This is a genomic window from Pedobacter sp. UC225_61 (genome assembly GCF_044452285.1).
Classification (GTDB): Bacteria; Bacteroidota; Bacteroidia; order Sphingobacteriales; family Sphingobacteriaceae; genus Pedobacter.
Genome location: NZ_JBIOAL010000001.1, coordinates 2428385 through 2445370, shown reverse-complemented (window position 1 = coordinate 2445370; position 16986 = coordinate 2428385). Strand labels below are relative to the sequence as shown.

12 protein-coding genes are annotated in these 16986 nt (G+C 33.6%); 8 read left to right on the top strand and 4 right to left on the bottom strand.

The window, feature by feature from the left end; genetic code table 11:
- Positions 1-94: 94 nt before the first annotated feature.
- Positions 95-1936 carry an asparagine synthase (glutamine-hydrolyzing) gene (gene asnB, locus ACHMWN_RS11290; protein WP_397300975.1) on the top strand — a complete coding sequence of 614 codons (1842 nt, stop codon included), beginning with the start codon at positions 95-97 and terminating at the stop codon, positions 1934-1936.
- 58 nt (positions 1937-1994) lie between these two features.
- On the opposite strand, the gene ACHMWN_RS11285 is transcribed toward asnB, so the two are convergent.
- Positions 1995-2678, bottom strand: a complete 684-nt coding sequence (locus ACHMWN_RS11285; RefSeq protein ID WP_397300974.1) for an energy transducer TonB — start codon at positions 2676-2678, stop codon at positions 1995-1997.
- A 366-nt stretch (positions 2679-3044) separates the two neighbouring features.
- Between ACHMWN_RS11285 and ACHMWN_RS11280 the strand changes: the two genes are divergently transcribed.
- A complete protein-coding gene (locus ACHMWN_RS11280) occupies positions 3045-5228 on the top strand; it encodes a glutamine synthetase III (RefSeq protein ID WP_397300971.1) in 2184 nt (727 codons plus the stop codon).
- A gap of 268 nt (positions 5229-5496) precedes the next feature.
- The gene (locus ACHMWN_RS11275) at positions 5497-6678 is read left to right on the top strand and encodes an AIR synthase related protein (RefSeq protein WP_397300968.1); all 1182 of its coding nucleotides are present in this window, start codon (positions 5497-5499) and stop codon (positions 6676-6678) included.
- Between the two features lie 119 nt (positions 6679-6797).
- Here ACHMWN_RS11275 and ACHMWN_RS11270 read toward each other — a convergent pair whose 3' ends face one another.
- The 3 genes from ACHMWN_RS11270 to ACHMWN_RS11260 form a co-directional block, all read right to left on the bottom strand.
- On the bottom strand, positions 6798-7649 hold the full coding sequence (locus ACHMWN_RS11270) for a dienelactone hydrolase family protein (RefSeq protein WP_397300966.1): 852 nt from the start codon (positions 7647-7649) through the stop codon (positions 6798-6800).
- Between the two features lie 113 nt (positions 7650-7762).
- Entirely contained in the window at positions 7763-8344 is a 582-nt protein-coding gene (locus tag ACHMWN_RS11265; protein ID WP_397300963.1) for a hypothetical protein, read from the bottom strand.
- Positions 8345-8405: 61 nt separating this feature from the next.
- Positions 8406-11753, bottom strand: coding sequence for a TonB-dependent receptor domain-containing protein (locus ACHMWN_RS11260; RefSeq protein ID WP_397300960.1), 3348 nt, complete (start codon positions 11751-11753; stop codon positions 8406-8408).
- 329 nt (positions 11754-12082) lie between these two features.
- Between ACHMWN_RS11260 and lpdA the strand changes: the two genes are divergently transcribed.
- From lpdA to ACHMWN_RS11235, 5 genes are all read left to right on the top strand, one after another.
- Entirely contained in the window at positions 12083-13471 is a 1389-nt protein-coding gene (gene lpdA / locus ACHMWN_RS11255; RefSeq protein ID WP_397300958.1) for a dihydrolipoyl dehydrogenase, read from the top strand.
- 107 nt (positions 13472-13578) lie between these two features.
- The gene (locus ACHMWN_RS11250) at positions 13579-14418 is read left to right on the top strand and encodes an MBL fold metallo-hydrolase (RefSeq protein WP_397300955.1); all 840 of its coding nucleotides are present in this window, start codon (positions 13579-13581) and stop codon (positions 14416-14418) included.
- A gap of 44 nt (positions 14419-14462) precedes the next feature.
- A complete protein-coding gene (locus ACHMWN_RS11245) occupies positions 14463-15269 on the top strand; it encodes a metallophosphoesterase family protein (protein WP_397300952.1) in 807 nt (268 codons plus the stop codon).
- Positions 15235-15843, top strand: a complete 609-nt coding sequence (locus ACHMWN_RS11240; RefSeq protein WP_397300950.1) for a hypothetical protein — start codon at positions 15235-15237, stop codon at positions 15841-15843. The genes ACHMWN_RS11245 and ACHMWN_RS11240 overlap by 35 nt, the downstream gene beginning before the upstream one ends.
- 259 nt (positions 15844-16102) lie before the next feature.
- Positions 16103-16963 (top strand): RNA polymerase sigma factor RpoD/SigA, encoded by an 861-nt coding sequence (locus ACHMWN_RS11235; protein ID WP_090992569.1) that lies wholly within the window; start codon positions 16103-16105, stop codon positions 16961-16963.
- Positions 16964-16986 lie beyond the last annotated feature (23 nt).

Sequence of the window (16986 nt, the reverse complement as noted above, 5' to 3'; positions counted from 1 at the left end):
AATTTTTGAATGAATTGATTACTGAATTTTATAAGGGGTAACCAAATATCAACAAAAAGCAAGGAGCAATTATGCTCAAACTCTAATTAACCTTATGTGTGGAATAACGGGATTTATTGATCATAACCATAGCATAAGTGAAGCTAATCTTAAAAAAGCATCTGAAATTTTAATCCATAGGGGTGGTAATGGTAGTGGTTTTATTTTCGATCAAAAAGAACATTATACATTAGGCATAGCTAATGAGCGCTTGGCCACTATAGATTTAAGTAAAAAAGCATTACAACCCTTAACCACAGCTTGCGGAAATTACAGCATTACATTTAACGGCGCTATTTATAATTATTTAGAGCTAAGGGAAACTTTAATTAAATATGGTGTAATATTTTCTACCTTAACCGATACGGAAGTTATACTAGAAAGCTATAAAAAATGGGGTACAAAATCATTTGAGAAGTTAGATGGTTCTTTCGCTTTTGCGTTAATAGATCGAAAGTTAAATCAGCTGATTATTGCTAGGGATGAAATTGGAGCCAAACCTATATACTATTATAAAAATAAAGGCTGCTACATATTTGCCTCAGAAATTGGTGCATTATTTGCCTACAATGTTGCTCAAAAAAATATTAATAAAAATGCATTAGCGGCTTTCTTGAGGTATGGATATTTCACAAACGATGAAACGATTTACGAGCATATCTTTAAATTTAAAAAAGGAACCTTTACTACCGTAGATATACACAGTGGAAATAGTTACGATAGTTTGCTTAAGTTAAATTTCGCCCCCATTGAAAAACCTGAAGTAGAAACTGAAGACCAGATTTTAGAAAAAATAGAAGAGCATTTAACCGAAGCCATTTTAAAAAGAAATGTAGCCGATGTGCCCGTGGGCGTTTTATTAGGTGGAGGGTACGATAGCTCTACCGTAGCTGCTATTTTGCAAAAAAATCAAACCAAACGCATAAAAACGTTTACGGTTGGTTTTAAAAATGAAAAGCTAGATGAAGCACCGCAAGCCAGTAAAATTGCTGAATATTTAAAAACCAATCATCACGAATATTACCTTGATAAAGATGAGGCTTTAAATATTGTTAAAAATTTACCCACTATTTTTGATGAACCTATTGGAGATAGCGGTGTACTTCCGCTGCTTTTTATTGCAGAAAAAGCAAATAAAGAAGTAAAAGTTTTATTAGGTGCAGAAGGCGGCGATGAATTATTTGGGGGTTATAGAACCTATGCTAAAACAATTAAATTAGATGAACTAGCTCATAAACGCATTCCATCGTTTTTAAAAAATGCCTTTATTAGTTTCTTAAAAAAAACTCAGCCAAAAATGAAAGAGGTTTTAGAGGCTGATGGTTTATTAAATAAGTATTTAGCAATTAATGCATGCTTTACCACAAACGAAATTAATAGACTTTTAAGTAGCAATTATACTTTCTCTACGCGTTCTAAAAATAAAGCACAAAACATAAAGGATCTTTTAATTCACGATTTACACGATTATTTACCAAACAACATTCTTTCTATGAGCGATAAATGCTTTATGCATTTTGGCATTGACAATAGAGATGCATTGTTAAAAACCGATTTAATAGCTTATTTAACTACACTTGATTCTAAGTGGTTTATTAAAGATGGTGAACAGAAATACTTGCTTAAAAAGATTACTAATAAATACATTCCTAAAAGTTTAATGCATAAACCTAAAAAAGGATTTGTTATTCCATTAGCTTCTTGGTTAAAAACAACATTTAAACCATTAATAGAAACTTATTTATCTCCAAAAAGCTTAAATCAGCATAACTTATTAAATAATGAAGAGGTTTTAAGGATTAAATCTGCTTTTTATGCAAATTCGACCGCTTATAATGCACAAAAAGTATGGCTGCTACTGCAATTTCAAATGTGGTATCAAAAATGGATGGCTTAACATAAAAAAAGCGATAAACATGTGTTCATCGCTTTAAAATTAGTATTAAACTTCGGCATTAATTTAACATATAGCTGATAGGCATGCTATAACGAACTCTAACCGTTTGGTTATTCTGTCTTCCAGCTATCCATCTTGGTGATTTTTTAATAACACGTACTGCTTCATCGTCACAACCGTAGCCTATTCCTCTGCTCACAGTTACATCTGTAATAGATCCATCTTTCTCTACTACGAAATTTAAAAACACTTTTCCTTGAATTCCAGCATCTTGTGCCATATAAGGATATCTTAAGTTTTTCTGAATAAATTTAGTCCAAGCAGCCATTCCACCAGGGAATTCTGGAAATTTTTCAACTCCGTCCACATATATGTTATTATCAGTTGTTCCTTCTGGCGCTGTACCCAAACCATTGCCGCCAGTATTAGCTATAGGTTCAGCATTTGCTTTGCCCTCAGCTCCATCTTGGGAAGTGCTACTTACAATTGAAGTTTGTATTTGCGCAGTGGTTGGTGGCGGTGTATCATCAACCGGATTCTTCACTACTTTTACACTTATACTTACGCTTTTAGCGGCAACTTGCTGTTTAATCGGCTCTGCCTTTTTAATTGGTTCTTCTTTTTTAGGCTCTTCCTTTTTTAGTTGATGAATAGCCTCAGGATTTGCAATCTCAATCACTCTAGTTGTTAATACTTCTGGAGCAGGTTTAAAATATGCATATACCATAGGGATAACAAACATGGAAATAAAAACGGTACCGGCGATAAACAAAGACTTTGTTAAAATTGATGAAGACTGAGATCTTAGTTCATAAGCTCCATAATTTTTGTTTCTGTTACTAAATACGAGAGCGAGCCACTCGCTACCATATAAATTTGATGAGTTGTTAAACATAGTTGTAAGTTTTTTAACTATGATGATAGGTGTAGAAGTATTCCATAAGTTTTAATAAAAATATTTTTGAGGTGTATTTTTAAACATTTTTTACATTTTCAACAAAAAAATCAGGATTTAACTAAAAAAGTCAAAAAAATCAGGACAATAATTTAAAATTGATTGAAAAAATAGATTAAAAATTATATTTTTGGATAAAATTTAAACAAACTAATGAAAAGTCTAAGAACAATTGCTCTAAAAGAGGCGCAAAATAGAATTTCACCAGAAGTTCATGCACCATCATCGAAAATTTCTGAATTTTTTGGTTCGAATGTTTTTGATAAGAAAAAAATGAGAGACTTCTTATCTAAAGAAGTTTATGAAAAATTAATTTCTACAATAGGTCAAGGAGAATTAATTAACCAAGACGATGCAAATCAGATTGCCTCTGCAATGAAAACTTGGGCAATGGGTAAAGGAGCTACTCATTATACACATTGGTTTCAACCTTTAACTGGATCTACAGCAGAGAAACATGATTCATTTTTTGAGCCTAGCGGCGACGGAGCAATTGAAAAATTTGCTGGCAGTGCGTTAGTTCAACAAGAACCAGATGCTTCAAGTTTCCCTAACGGCGGTATTCGTAATACATTCGAAGCTCGTGGTTACACCGCTTGGGATCCTTCTTCTCCTGCATTTATCATGGAAAGCAAAGCTGGAAAAACACTTTGTATTCCAACCGTATTTATTTCATATACAGGAGAATCATTAGATTATAAAGCACCTCTATTAAAAGCATTAGCAGCTATGGATAAAGCGGCTGTTGATGTGTGTCAATATTTCGATAAAAGCATTACTAAAGTAACTGCTTCATTAGGTATTGAGCAAGAATATTTCTTAGTAGATCTTGCGTTATTTAATGCTCGTCCAGATTTAGTAATGACTGGTCGTACGTTATTCGGACACATGTCTGCTAAAGGTCAACAATTAGAAGATCATTATTTTGGTTCTATCCCTGAGCGTGTTTTTGCTTACATGGTAGATTTCGAAAACGAAGCATTAAAATTAGGCATTCCATTAAAAACTCGTCATAATGAGGTTGCTCCTTCACAATTTGAATGTGCGCCTATTTATGAAGAAATCAACTTAGCGATTGATCACAATCAATTGTTAATGGATTTAATGGAAAAAGTAGCTCGTCGTCATAACTTCAAAGTTTTATTACACGAGAAACCATATGCAGGCATTAACGGTTCCGGCAAACACAACAACTGGTCGTTAATTACAGATACTGGCAAGAACTTATTAGCTCCAGGAAAAACACCTAAAAACAATTTGATGTTCTTAGCATTTTTCGTAAATACCATTAAAGCTGTTCACGAACATGCAGATTTATTAAGAGCAAGTATTACTTCTGTAAGCAACGATCACCGTTTAGGTGCTAACGAAGCTCCACCAGCAATTATCTCTATCTTCTTAGGTCAGCAATTGGATGAGATTTTAGATGAGATTGAGCACTCTCGTATCAGCAAAAAAATTAAAGAAGACAATGGTTTATGGTTAGGTATTCCTAAAATCCCTCAAATCACATTAGATAATACAGATCGTAACCGTACTTCTCCATTTGCATTTACAGGTAACAAATTCGAATTAAGAGCAGTTGGTTCTTCTGCTAATTCATCTGCTCCAATGACTGTTTTAAATGCAATCGTTGCAGATCAATTAGTGAAGTTTAAAGCTGATGTAGATAAATTAATCAAAAAAGGCGATAAAAAAGACCTTGCTTTATTAACGGTTATCAAAAAATACATCAAAGAATCTAAAGATATTCGTTTTGAAGGAAATGGCTATAGCCAAGAATGGGCTGATGAAGCTGCAAAACGTGGTTTATCAAACATTAAAACTACTCCAAAAGCACTTGATGCTTATGTAAGTGAAAAAACCACTGAATTATTTACAAAAACAAATATCTTTAGTAAACGCGAATTACACGCTCGTCATGAGATTTTATTAGAGAGTTTCTTCAGAAAATTACAAATTGAAGCTCGTGTAATGGGTGATGTAGCAAACAGCCAAATTTTGCCTGCTGCTATTGCTTATCAAAATGTATTGATAGAAAATGCAAAAGGATTAAAAGAGCTTGGTTTAAGCAAAGAAGCAATTGCTACTCCGTTGGCAATTATCAGCAAACTATCTGAGCACATTAATATTGTTAAAACTAATATCGATGCGATGTTAGAAGAACGTAAGAAAACAAATGCAATTGAAGATAGCCGTGATAAAGCAATTGGTTACGATGAGAAAGTGAAAGTTTATTTTGATACTATTCGTTACCACACTGATAAATTAGAGCAAATTGTTGACGATAGCGTTTGGCCATTGCCTAAATTCAGAGAATTACTTTTCTTAAAATAGTTTTTTTTCAGTTTTAATACTAAAAAGCGTTCAAATGTAAAATTTGAACGCTTTTTTTATAACTATCGTCATCTCGACTGAAGCACAGCGAAACGGAGAGATCTTTAAAATAGAAAGTCTAAAGATTTCTCGGCTTCGCTCGAAAGGACGAGCAAGTTAGCCTCTTTTTAATTAATCCGCTTTCATTCTATTATTTGTGGTTAGCTAACTTATTTCTTTGGTCTTCAGCTTTAGTCTTTCAGCTTAAAAACTTATCTTTGCAAGCAATATGAGCGATAACAGGTATAACCAGCGTGGTGTTTCTGCATCAAAAGAAGACGTACATGCTGCTATCAAAAACATTGATAAAGGCATTTTCCCACAGGCATTTTGTAAAATTATTCCAGATATTTTGGGTAATGATGAAACCTATTGCAACATTATGCATGCCGATGGTGCTGGAACTAAATCTTCATTAGCCTACACCTATTGGAAAGAAACTGGTGATATTTCTGTTTGGAAAGGTATCGCACAAGATGCTATCATCATGAATTTAGATGATTTAATTTGTGTTGGCGCCACTGAAAACATCTTGCTATCCTCAACCATCGGACGTAATAAAAATCTAATTCCAGGAGAAGTTATTGCTGCTATAATTAATGGAACTGAAGAAATTTTAGCAGACTTAAGAGCATTAGGAATTTCTATTTATTCTACTGGTGGAGAAACTGCTGATGTTGGCGATTTGGTCCGTACTATTATTGTAGACTCGACAGTTACTTGTCGCATTAAACGTGATGAAATTATCAGCAATCATACTATTCAGGATGGTGATGTCATTGTAGGCTTGGCTTCTTATGGTCAATCTACTTATGAAACCGAATACAATGGTGGAATGGGCTCTAACGGACTAACCTCTGCTCGTCACGATGTGTTTGAGAAATCTATAGCCACTACATATCCAGAAAGTTTTGATCCGGCTGTACCTTTAGATATGGTATTCTCAGGCGGTAAAAAATTAACTGACGAAGTTCTGCTTGACGAACAAAATAGCATTACAGCTGGGAAATTAGTTTTATCTCCTACACGTACCTATGCACCTGTTATTAAAAAAGTTTTAGATGCATATCGAAAAGATATTCATGGTTTAGTTCATTGCAGTGGTGGTGCACAAACTAAGGTATTGCATTTCATTAATGATGATGTCCATGTAATTAAAGATAGCCTCTTCCCTATTCCTCCGTTATTTAAATTGATACAAGAACAATCTGGTACTGATTGGAAAGAAATGTATAAAGTATTTAATATGGGTCACAGAATGGAAATTTATGTCCCAAAAGCGATTGCCGAAGACATTATTGCCATTTCTAAAAGCTTTAATATTGATGCACAAATAATTGGTAGAGTTGAAAAAGGAAATCAAAAACAAGTTACACTAACCAGTGAATTTGGAACATTTGTTTACAATTAATTATTCGTCATCTCGATTGTAGCGAAGTGAAATAGAGAAATCTTAAAGAATACTAATACACCTTTCAGGTTTTTTCAACATAAAGATTTTTCTACACGATTGAATGACGAGTATGAGCATTACCCAATTTTCGTTTTAAACAAATCAATTGTTCTTTGCCAAGCCAATTTAGCTGCAGCTTCATTGTATCTTGTTGGTGAAGTATTGTTATTAAACGCATGGTTTACACCATCATATATATAAATTTTATAATCTATATTATTTTGCTTTAACGCAGCTTCATAAGCAGGAATTCCAGCATTGATGCGTTCATCCAATCCACCATAGTGCAACATTACACTCGCTTTAATTTTAGCTACCTCTTCAGCTTTAGGTTGAGCTCCATAATAGGCAACGGCAGCTTGTAATTTAGGGTCGTTTACAGCTAACTTACTTGCCATTCCCCCACCCCAACAAAAACCAACACAAGCAGTTTTTCCATTTCCATTTTTATGATCTCTTAAATATGCTAAACCCTTTAAATAGTTTTGGATATTTTTTTCAGGATCCAATTTCCCAATTAACTCTCTGCCTTTATCTTCATCAGCAGGTGTACCGCCAAAAGGCGAAAGGGCATCAACACCTAGTGCTAAGAAACCCTCAGCGGCTATTCTTTTGGTTACATCAATAATATGTGGATTAAGCCCCCTGTTCTCATGTATGACCAACACACAACCTAATTTCTTTTTATCTTTTGGTTGCGCTAAAACAGCTTTCATATCACCATCTACACCTGGATAGGTTATATTTTCACTTACTATATCTTCACTATTAAATGAAGCGGCAGCAACATAATTATTTTCCAATAAGGGCAAAACAGTTAAAGCTAAAGCTGTACTGCCTGTTAGGATAGCCAACTTTTTCATAAACTCTTTTCTACTTAGTTGACTATGAGTATACGAATCGTAAAGTGTGATAATTTTTTGATCCATGGTAAAGGGATTAGGTTTATATATTACAAGATACAAATTGTTGCTGATTTGAAGTCCAAAAAAAATCCCGCTACCAATTAAGGCTAGCGGGATTTAAAATTTCTATTTAAATTTTAAATTGTTCTCAATCCAAATTCTGAGATTACTGTAGTGTACTCAGCTAAAGTAACACCACCTGCATCTTGAGCAACAATAATTATACTTGTACTTCTTGTGCTAGAAACAGCTCCATTACTTACTGCAAGAAGGCCTGTACCTAATTGGCTTAAATTAAATGTGTATTTAAGTCCCCAAACAATATTACTTGCATTACCATAAGAACCAATTGCAGTTACTACTGGAGCTTCAGGACCTGGAGTTGAAGTAGGGGCTAAAGCAACATTAGTTGCTGTAAAAAGAGGAGTTCTAACTGAAGAACTAACTGATGTATTGCCAGTTTTTGTATTTGTTAAATAATATACTATCAATTTAGGAATTACTTTTGATGGAAAAAGTTTTTCACCAACAACATAATTAAGTGTAACAACACTTGTACCTGTAGTACCAGTAGCAGATAAAGCTGCACCTCTTGCCAATTCAATTGTTGTTGCACCAGTACCTGTAACTTCTACCTCTTCTAATGGTGACTTTTCACAAGAAGAAATTGACCCAGCCAATACTGCTAAAAGTGCGAATTTTGTAATTAAATTTTTCATATAAATATTTTATTTAATCCTGAATAAAAAAATTTAAATTTTCTATTCAGGATATTAATTATTAGTTGAAGTTATAACGTAAACCAAACTGCATGTAGAATGTTGATGAAATAGTTTGAGAAGTACCAAAAGTGCTTCTAACTATATCGCCATTTGCGTTGTTTAATTTAAATGTAGGTTTGGTAGTCTCATTAATAGAGCTTACGTTTTGAGGAACTAAAATTGAAGCATTGTTAACAAAGTTTAAATTACCCCAATCTTTATTCAACATGTTCCCCACATTGAAAATATCAACTGAGAATTGAACTGAATTTTTGCTAGCACCAACGTTTTTGAAGATTTCTTGCGTTAACCTGAAATCTACTTGGTTTCTCCAAGGAGAAGTAGCACCATTACGAGTTGCATATTCACCTTTGTGTTTACTTAAGTATTTATCTTGATCAATGTAAGCAAAGAAAATATCACTTTGCTCTTGTGCAGTATATGGCTTAGCATAACCAGTTGTACCACCACCAGCTGGGATGTTAACGAAAGTAATTTCAGATGGATCTCTTGGAATATAGATTAAATCATTTGTTTGTCCATCACGGTTGAAATCTGCTGAATAAACATAAGAGAATCTACCTTGTTGAGAACCTTCATAAAACAATGAAATTGACGTTGCAAAGTTTTTATAGAATTCTTTTTTGTAAGAAACTGATGCAATTACACGATCTGGATTTAAGTTAGATGAATAACTTAAAGTTGGAATATTAGGATTTGTTGAAGTTTGAGGAATTGACCATAAGTTTAACAATTGGTCACCACTACCATCACCAAAGTTACGTTGATCTGTACGTGTATATGCTGCCATTATACCTAAGCCGTTCGTAAAGTTTTTAGTTAATTGAGCGGTTGCACTCCAATTATAACCACCTTTGGCATTTTTCATTTTAATAACGTTATTAACCTGCGTACCTGTTGCAGAAATAACACCAGCCGAAGTTGTATTCACAGCTTGTCTTGTAGTTACAGAACTAGAATAGAATGGTCTATTATCAGGATAACCGGCAATATTTAATGATGCTGGATCTTTTAAGTTAACGTTAACGGCAACTGCTGCATTTAAATCTTTACCATAAATGCCTTCTAAGGTACCAATGATACCTCCAGGTAATTTAACATCTAAAGCTAAACTTGATTTCCAAGTTTGAGGGAATTTTAAATCTTTAGACATTGCACTAATAGTACTTGGCATAGTAGTACCTGCAACACCTTTAGGACCTACTAAGTTTGGTGCGATACTTGGATTAAAGAATGGAGTAGTTGCACCTGAATATGACTGAGTATATTGGATCAAACCAGCATCACCAGATTGAGATACAATCCACACAAATGGAACTCTACCAGTAAAGATACCTGAACCACCTCTAATTTGTAAAGAACGATCTCCATTTACATCCCAGTTAAAACCAATACGTGGAGAATAAGTAATTTTATTATCTGGTAATTCACCAGTATTAACTGTTTCTCCGTTAGCAAAAGTTTGAGCCGCAACTAGTGGATGAGTTTTGATTTCGTTAACACTTGGATAAGTTGCTTGTTCAAATCTAATACCAGCAGTTACTTTTAAACGATCAGAAATTGTAAATTCATCTTGTAAGTAAGCAGAGTATTGAGCAAACTTAAATGAAGGGAATGCTTGTGAACCATCTGGAGTTAATGGATAAGTAACTGAATATTGTAATGGTCTAGCATCATTTACGAAATCATCCCATGATTTGAACGTGTAAAAACCTGTTCCAAAACGTTGAAAACCATTTTTAGTTTTGCTAAATTCTGCTTGTAAACCTAAAGTTAAATTGTGTTTACCTAAAGCAATTCCTAAATCATCACTATATGTATAAGAAGTTACATCTCTTAAATTTCCATATGTAAATGCTTCGTAACCAAAAGTTGTTAATACGTTACCTGCACTTGTTGATGATTGAGTACCATCTAAGATATCAACTAAAGGGAATGGAGCACTATCAGAGTTTCTTGGGTCATTTTGATGAGAATAAGCTGCACGTAATGTATTGGTAAATTTACTGCCAAAAGATGAGTTTAACTCAGCAGTTGCCGAGTATAGGTTAGCTGCTTGATAATAGTTAGAATTAAAGAATGGTAAACCTGCTGTTTGAGTATTACCCGATCTAACGTTTCCATACCCTAAAGAACCAGTAACAGCAGAACCACTAACAGAGGTACTTGCAGGACTTGGACTCTGACTTTCAACTTGGTTATAACGAATACTGAAGCGATGACTTTTAGAAATATTCCAATCTAAACGAGCGAACATTTTTTCATTCTCACTTACATTTTCATAGTTTTGATAAGGGCCTGTTTGATAACCATATTTCGCATTCAAATAGCCACTAACAGTGTTCATAAAATCTGCAGTTGTTCTAGTAACTGTTGAAATAGAACCATACGGAAGAGAAGGTGTAGCAGCAATTCTAGTTGAACCTGGAGCTTTAGTTAATTTCTTTTCGTAGTTTACAAAAAAGAATAATTTATCTTTAATGATTGGACCACCGAAACTAGCACCATAGTTTTTCTCATCTAGCTTTTGTAAATTTTGGATAGTGTAATCACCAATTTTACGACCTTGTTGATCATCACCACGCATAGTGTAGAAAACATTTCCAAAAAACTTGTTACCACCTGAACGTGTTACTGCGTTTACAGAACCACCAGTAAAACCTGTTTGACGAACATCATAAGGAGTTACATTGATAGAGATTTGCTCTAATGCATCAATAGAGATAGGAGAACCACCTGCAGGAATGTTAGCTCCAATACCAAATTGGTTATTGTAGTTAGCACCATCTACAGAAAAGTTGTTAGAACGATAGTTACCACCACCAATACCATTATTACTATTTGATTGAGGTGTTAAACGAGTAATATCGTTTACACTACGAGAAATACTTGGTAATGATTGAATTTGTGCCCTACTAACAACTGTATTTGCTCCACTTTTATTAGAGTTCATAATTGGGTTAGAAGCTGTACCTATAATATTAACTGTAGCTAAAGTAGAGCTATTATCAGCTAATGTTACATTTAAAACAAATGGTTCACCTAATTTAAGGGTAACATCATCAAATCTTTGTGGCTTGTAACCTACAAAGCTAACTTCAATGGTGTAAGGCCCACCTACACGCATATTACCAATGGTATAACGACCATCAGCATTTGTAATAACACCATAAACCGTTCCGGTTGGCGTGTGTGTAGCTTTAATGCTGGCACCTGGTAAAGTCTCTTTTGAGTCTTTAATTGTACCTGTCATTGACGATGTAGTTATCTGTGCGTTAGCAACAGAGATGAAACCAACAAAGGCAAAAACAATTACTACAACTTTTAATAGTAAAGATTTCTTCATACTCTTTTAATTATTTTTTTGTTTTTGTTAAGATATGTTAAAATATCGCTGCAAATGTAAATATTTATTTCATTCTGATTCTTATTTCCAATGTTAAATAATTATTAATTATCGCAAAACTTATCAACACTTAACATAAAGATTAAAAGGTCTAACTAGCACTTTATCAATCGCTTGATATTTATGTGTTTTAACTTATATAAGCTAATAATAATGATTACAAAACTTAGAATTGTCAAATTGTAGTGTGTAACATCTTTAACGTAATTTTAATCAACATTTTTTTTAATTTTGACGCATTGTTTAAGTTAATTTTCCTTTAAAAAGATATGAACTACGATTTAATTGTTATAGGCAGCGGTCCTGGTGGATATGTTACTGCAATAAGAGCTTCTCAATTGGGTTTAAAAACTGCAATTGTAGAAAGAGAATCTTTAGGCGGCATCTGCCTTAACTGGGGATGCATACCAACCAAAGCTTTATTAAAAAGTGCACAAGTATTCGAATATATTAACCATGCTGCTGATTATGGAATTAATGCTCCAGAATCAACAGCTGATTTTGCTGCTGTAATTAAACGTAGTCGTGGTGTTGCTGATGGCATGAGTAAAGGCGTTCAATTTTTAATGAAAAAGAATAAAATTGACGTAATTATGGGTACAGCTAAAGTTAAACCTGGTAATAAAGTTGATGTTAAAGCTGCTGATGGAACCCAACAAGAATTAACAGCTAAAAATATTGTTATTGCAACAGGTGCACGTTCTAGAGAATTACCAAACCTGAAACAAGACGGCAAAAAAATAATCGGTTATCGCCAGGCAATGGTTTTACCTGAGCAACCAAAATCTATGGTAGTTGTAGGCTCTGGTGCTATTGGAGTTGAGTTTGCTTATTTCTATGCAACAATGGGCACAAAAGTTACCATTGTAGAATTCATGGAAAACGTTGTTCCTGTAGAAGATGAAGATGTTTCTAAACAATTGCTACGTAGTTTGAAAAAAACTGGAATTGAAATCATGACGTCTTCAAGTGTTGAATCTGTTGATACTAGTGGCAGTGGATGCAAAGTTCAAGTTAAAACTGCTGCAGGAATGCAAACTATTGAATGTGATATCGTTCTTTCTGCTGCTGGTGTTGTAGCAAATATCGAGAACATTGGTTTAGAAGAAACAGGCATTAAAACAGAAAAAGGTAAAATCGTTACTGACGAGTTTTACAATACTTCTGTAAAAGGATATTATGCCATTGGGGATGTAGTTGGAGGTCAATCCTTAGCTCACGTAGCATCTGCAGAAGGCATTATTTGTGTAGAGAAAATTGCAGGTCAACATGTTGAACCCTTAGATTATAATAACATTCCTGGCTGTACGTATTGTACACCAGAAATTGCTTCTGTTGGATATACTGAAAAAGCGGCTAAAGCAGCTGGTTATGAATTAAAAATCGGGAAATTTCCATTTTCAGCTTCAGGTAAAGCAAGTGCAGCTGGTGCTAAAGATGGTTTTGTGAAATTAATTTTTGATGCGAAATACGGTGAATTATTAGGTGCACACATGATTGGCGCTAATGTAACTGAAATGATTGCTGAAATTGTAGTTGCTCGTAAATTAGAAACTACTGGCCATGAAATGATTAAAGCTGTACATCCACATCCTACTATGAGTGAGGCAATTATGGAAGCTGCGGCTGACGCTTATGGTGAGGTAATTCATTTATAAAAAATAATTGTTGAAATTGTAAAATTGGTTAATTGTTAAGTCAATTAGCCAATTTTAGTTTACAGCTAATATAAAATCGTAATTTGTCAATCTAAATCGTAAATCAGATGAAACTCTACACCATAAATACAGGCTTTTTTAAACTAGATGGTGGTGCAATGTTTGGAGTTGTACCAAAATCTATTTGGCAAAAAAGTAATCCTGCAGATGCAAACAATTTATGTAGCTGGGCAATGCGTTGTTTATTAATTGAAGATGGAAGTAAACTCATTTTGGTAGACAATGGTATTGGAAATAAGCAAGATGAAAAGTTTTTAGGTCATTATTTTTTGCATGGCGATGACACCTTAGATAAATCTTTAGCTGCACATGGTTTTAATAGAGATGATATTACTGACGTATTTTTAACACATCTCCATTTTGATCATTGTGGTGGATCAATTGAAAAAGTTGGCGATAAACTTCGCCCTGCGTTTAAAAATGCACTTTATTGGACAAATCAGCAACATTGGGATTGGGCAATACATCCAAATGCAAGAGAAAAAGCATCTTTTTTAAAAGAAAATATCCTCCCTATTCAAGAAAGTGGACAATTAAGATTTATTCCTTCGCAAAACGGCGTTGTTTTTCATGAAGATATTAAAATCCGCTTTGCGTATGGGCATACTGATGCGATGATGTTACCACAGTTAAACTATAAAGATAAAACCATCGTTTATATGGCAGATTTATTGCCATCAGTTGGACATATTCCTCTTCCTTATGTAATGGCGTACGATATGTTTCCATTACAAACATTAAAAGAAAAAAAAGAGTTTTTGGAAGAGGCAGTAACTAATGAATATATTCTTTTCTTAGAACATGACCCTATACATGAATGTTGTACCGTGCAACAAACAGAAAAAGGCGTTAGACTAAAAGAAACGTTTAAACTAACAGATATTTAAGTAATTATTTCCGAACATTTAAGGCGAATAATTGTTTAAATCCTATGAAAAAACTCTTACCCTATTGTATTTTCTTTATTTCTATTTTATCATTAAGCTGTAATTCTGATGAGTACAGTCCTAATCAGGTATTTAATAGAAATACGGCAACGGATGTTAATGCCAAACAAATTGCTTTACTCTCCCAAAAAGCAGCTGGAACCCCTATAAAAGTTATTATCTCAGGTGATACGCAAAGAAGTTATGAAGAAACTAGAATTTTTGTAGATCAGATTAACCAACGTAATGATATCGACTTTGTTATTTTAAATGGGGATATATCTGATTTTGGCTTATTGCTTGAATTTGATGGCATTTATAAACTTTACAGCAATCTCCATGTTCCATTTATCAGTGTTATTGGCAACCATGATCTGGTAGCTAACGGAAGAGCTGTTTATGAAAGAATGTTTGGTCAATTAAACTTCACTTTCAACTACGCTGGAATTAAATTCGTTTGTCATGACACAAATGGTAGAGAATATGACTTTAATGGATCTACACCAAATTTAACATGGTTAAAAAGCAATTTAAAAATAGAGGCTGGAATTTCAAACTTAGTAGCTATATCTCACGTTCCTCCTACCGACGCCGATTTTGATCCAAAACTAGTTGTACCTTATGAGAATTTGCTTAATCAAACGCCTGGTTTATTAGCTTCTATACATTCTCATAGACACAGCAAGTTGGAGTTTTATTATAAAGATGGAGTTGGCATACCATTTATCATCACCAATGCCATTGTAAACAGAGCTTATACATTAGTTGAAATTAAAAATGGACAAATTACTGCGCAAGAAATTAATTTTTAGAATTATCATAGCCCTATCACTCTGTTTTTCCCAGGAATCCTTCGCTCAAAAAACATTTTTACAAAGGTTAGAGCCAGACCATATTAACTTGCAATATGCCGGCAGTATTGGCTTTCTAAGTGCTGGTGTTGGTTATAATTTTTTTAAAGAAAAAACGGCTTTAAGTTTTCACATTGGATATGTTCCTGAAGATTTAGGAGGTCAATTAACCATTATTGCTATAAAATATGACTACAAACCATTTTCAATCAATATAAAAGACAAATTTATTATTCATCCTATAAATCCAGTCATTTTCACTTCCTATACACTAGGGCAAAACTTTGATTTTAAATTCGAGAAACCACAATATAGGAAAGACTATTATTTTTGGTCGTCAGCATTTAGAATACATATGGGAGCTGGCTCTGAGATAAAGATTTTGACAAGTAAGGAATCTAAAATCAAATCAATAAGCTTATATGCAGAAGCAAATACAAATGACTTATATGCTATTAGTTGGTTTAAAAACAGAAAGAGCACTCCTTTTTATGAAATATTTAAATTAGGATATGGAGTAAAAGCAAATTTTTGAGAAATCAAATTACAATACATTGTTTGTTCAATAGATACTACTAATCTAATAAAATACGATTAATTTTAATACCTATTAAACTAAAATTAATCCCATTATGAAACACTGCCAAATATAATTTGGAATGATTTTTGTAGTTAAGTATTTGTTAAAAAATGTGTCGTAAAGCGTAACATTTTCAGCAATTTACCCTTTCATTCTGTACAAAAATTCATACTTTTGCAGAATCGAAATTAACACACAGGACTAAAACACATAGATGAGACAACTCAAAATTACCCAATCCATCACCAACCGCGAAAGTCAATCGTTAGACAAATACTTGCACGAGATTGGAAAAGTAGATTTAATTACCGCAGAAGAAGAAGTAATATTAGCTCGTAAGATACGTGAAGGTGACCAAGCAGCTTTAGAACGTTTAACTAAAACTAACTTACGTTTCGTTGTATCTGTTGCTAAACAATATCAAAATCAAGGTTTAACATTAGGTGATTTAATTAACGAAGGAAACTTAGGTCTAATTAAAGCAGCAAAACGCTTTGATGAAACTAAAGGTTTTAAATTCATTTCATATGCTGTTTGGTGGATTCGACAGTCAATTTTGCAAGCAATTGCAGAACAAAGTCGTATTGTACGTTTGCCACTTAATCAAGTTGGTTCATTAAGTAAAATCAGTAAAGCTTTCTCTAAATTAGAGCAAGAATTTGAGCGTGAACCTTCACCTGAAGAATTGGCAGATATTTTAGAAACAACAGTTGATAAAATATCTGATACATTAAGTAATTCTGGTCGCCACGTTTCTATGGATGCGCCATTTGTACAAGGTGAAGAAAATACATTATTAGATGTACTTGAAAATCACGAACCAAATACAGACAGCAACTTAATTAACGAATCACTTTCTGAAGAAATTAAACGTTCTTTATCTACTTTAACAGAGCGTGAACGTGAAATCATTGTTTTATTCTTTGGCTTAAGCACAAATCATCCACTTTCATTAGAAGAAATTGGCGAGAAATTTAACTTAACTCGTGAACGTGTTCGTCAAATTAAGGACAAGGCTTTACAACGTTTACGTCATACTTCACGTAGTAAAATCTTAAAATCTTACTTAGGATAATCCTTAAAAATGACTACTTAGTG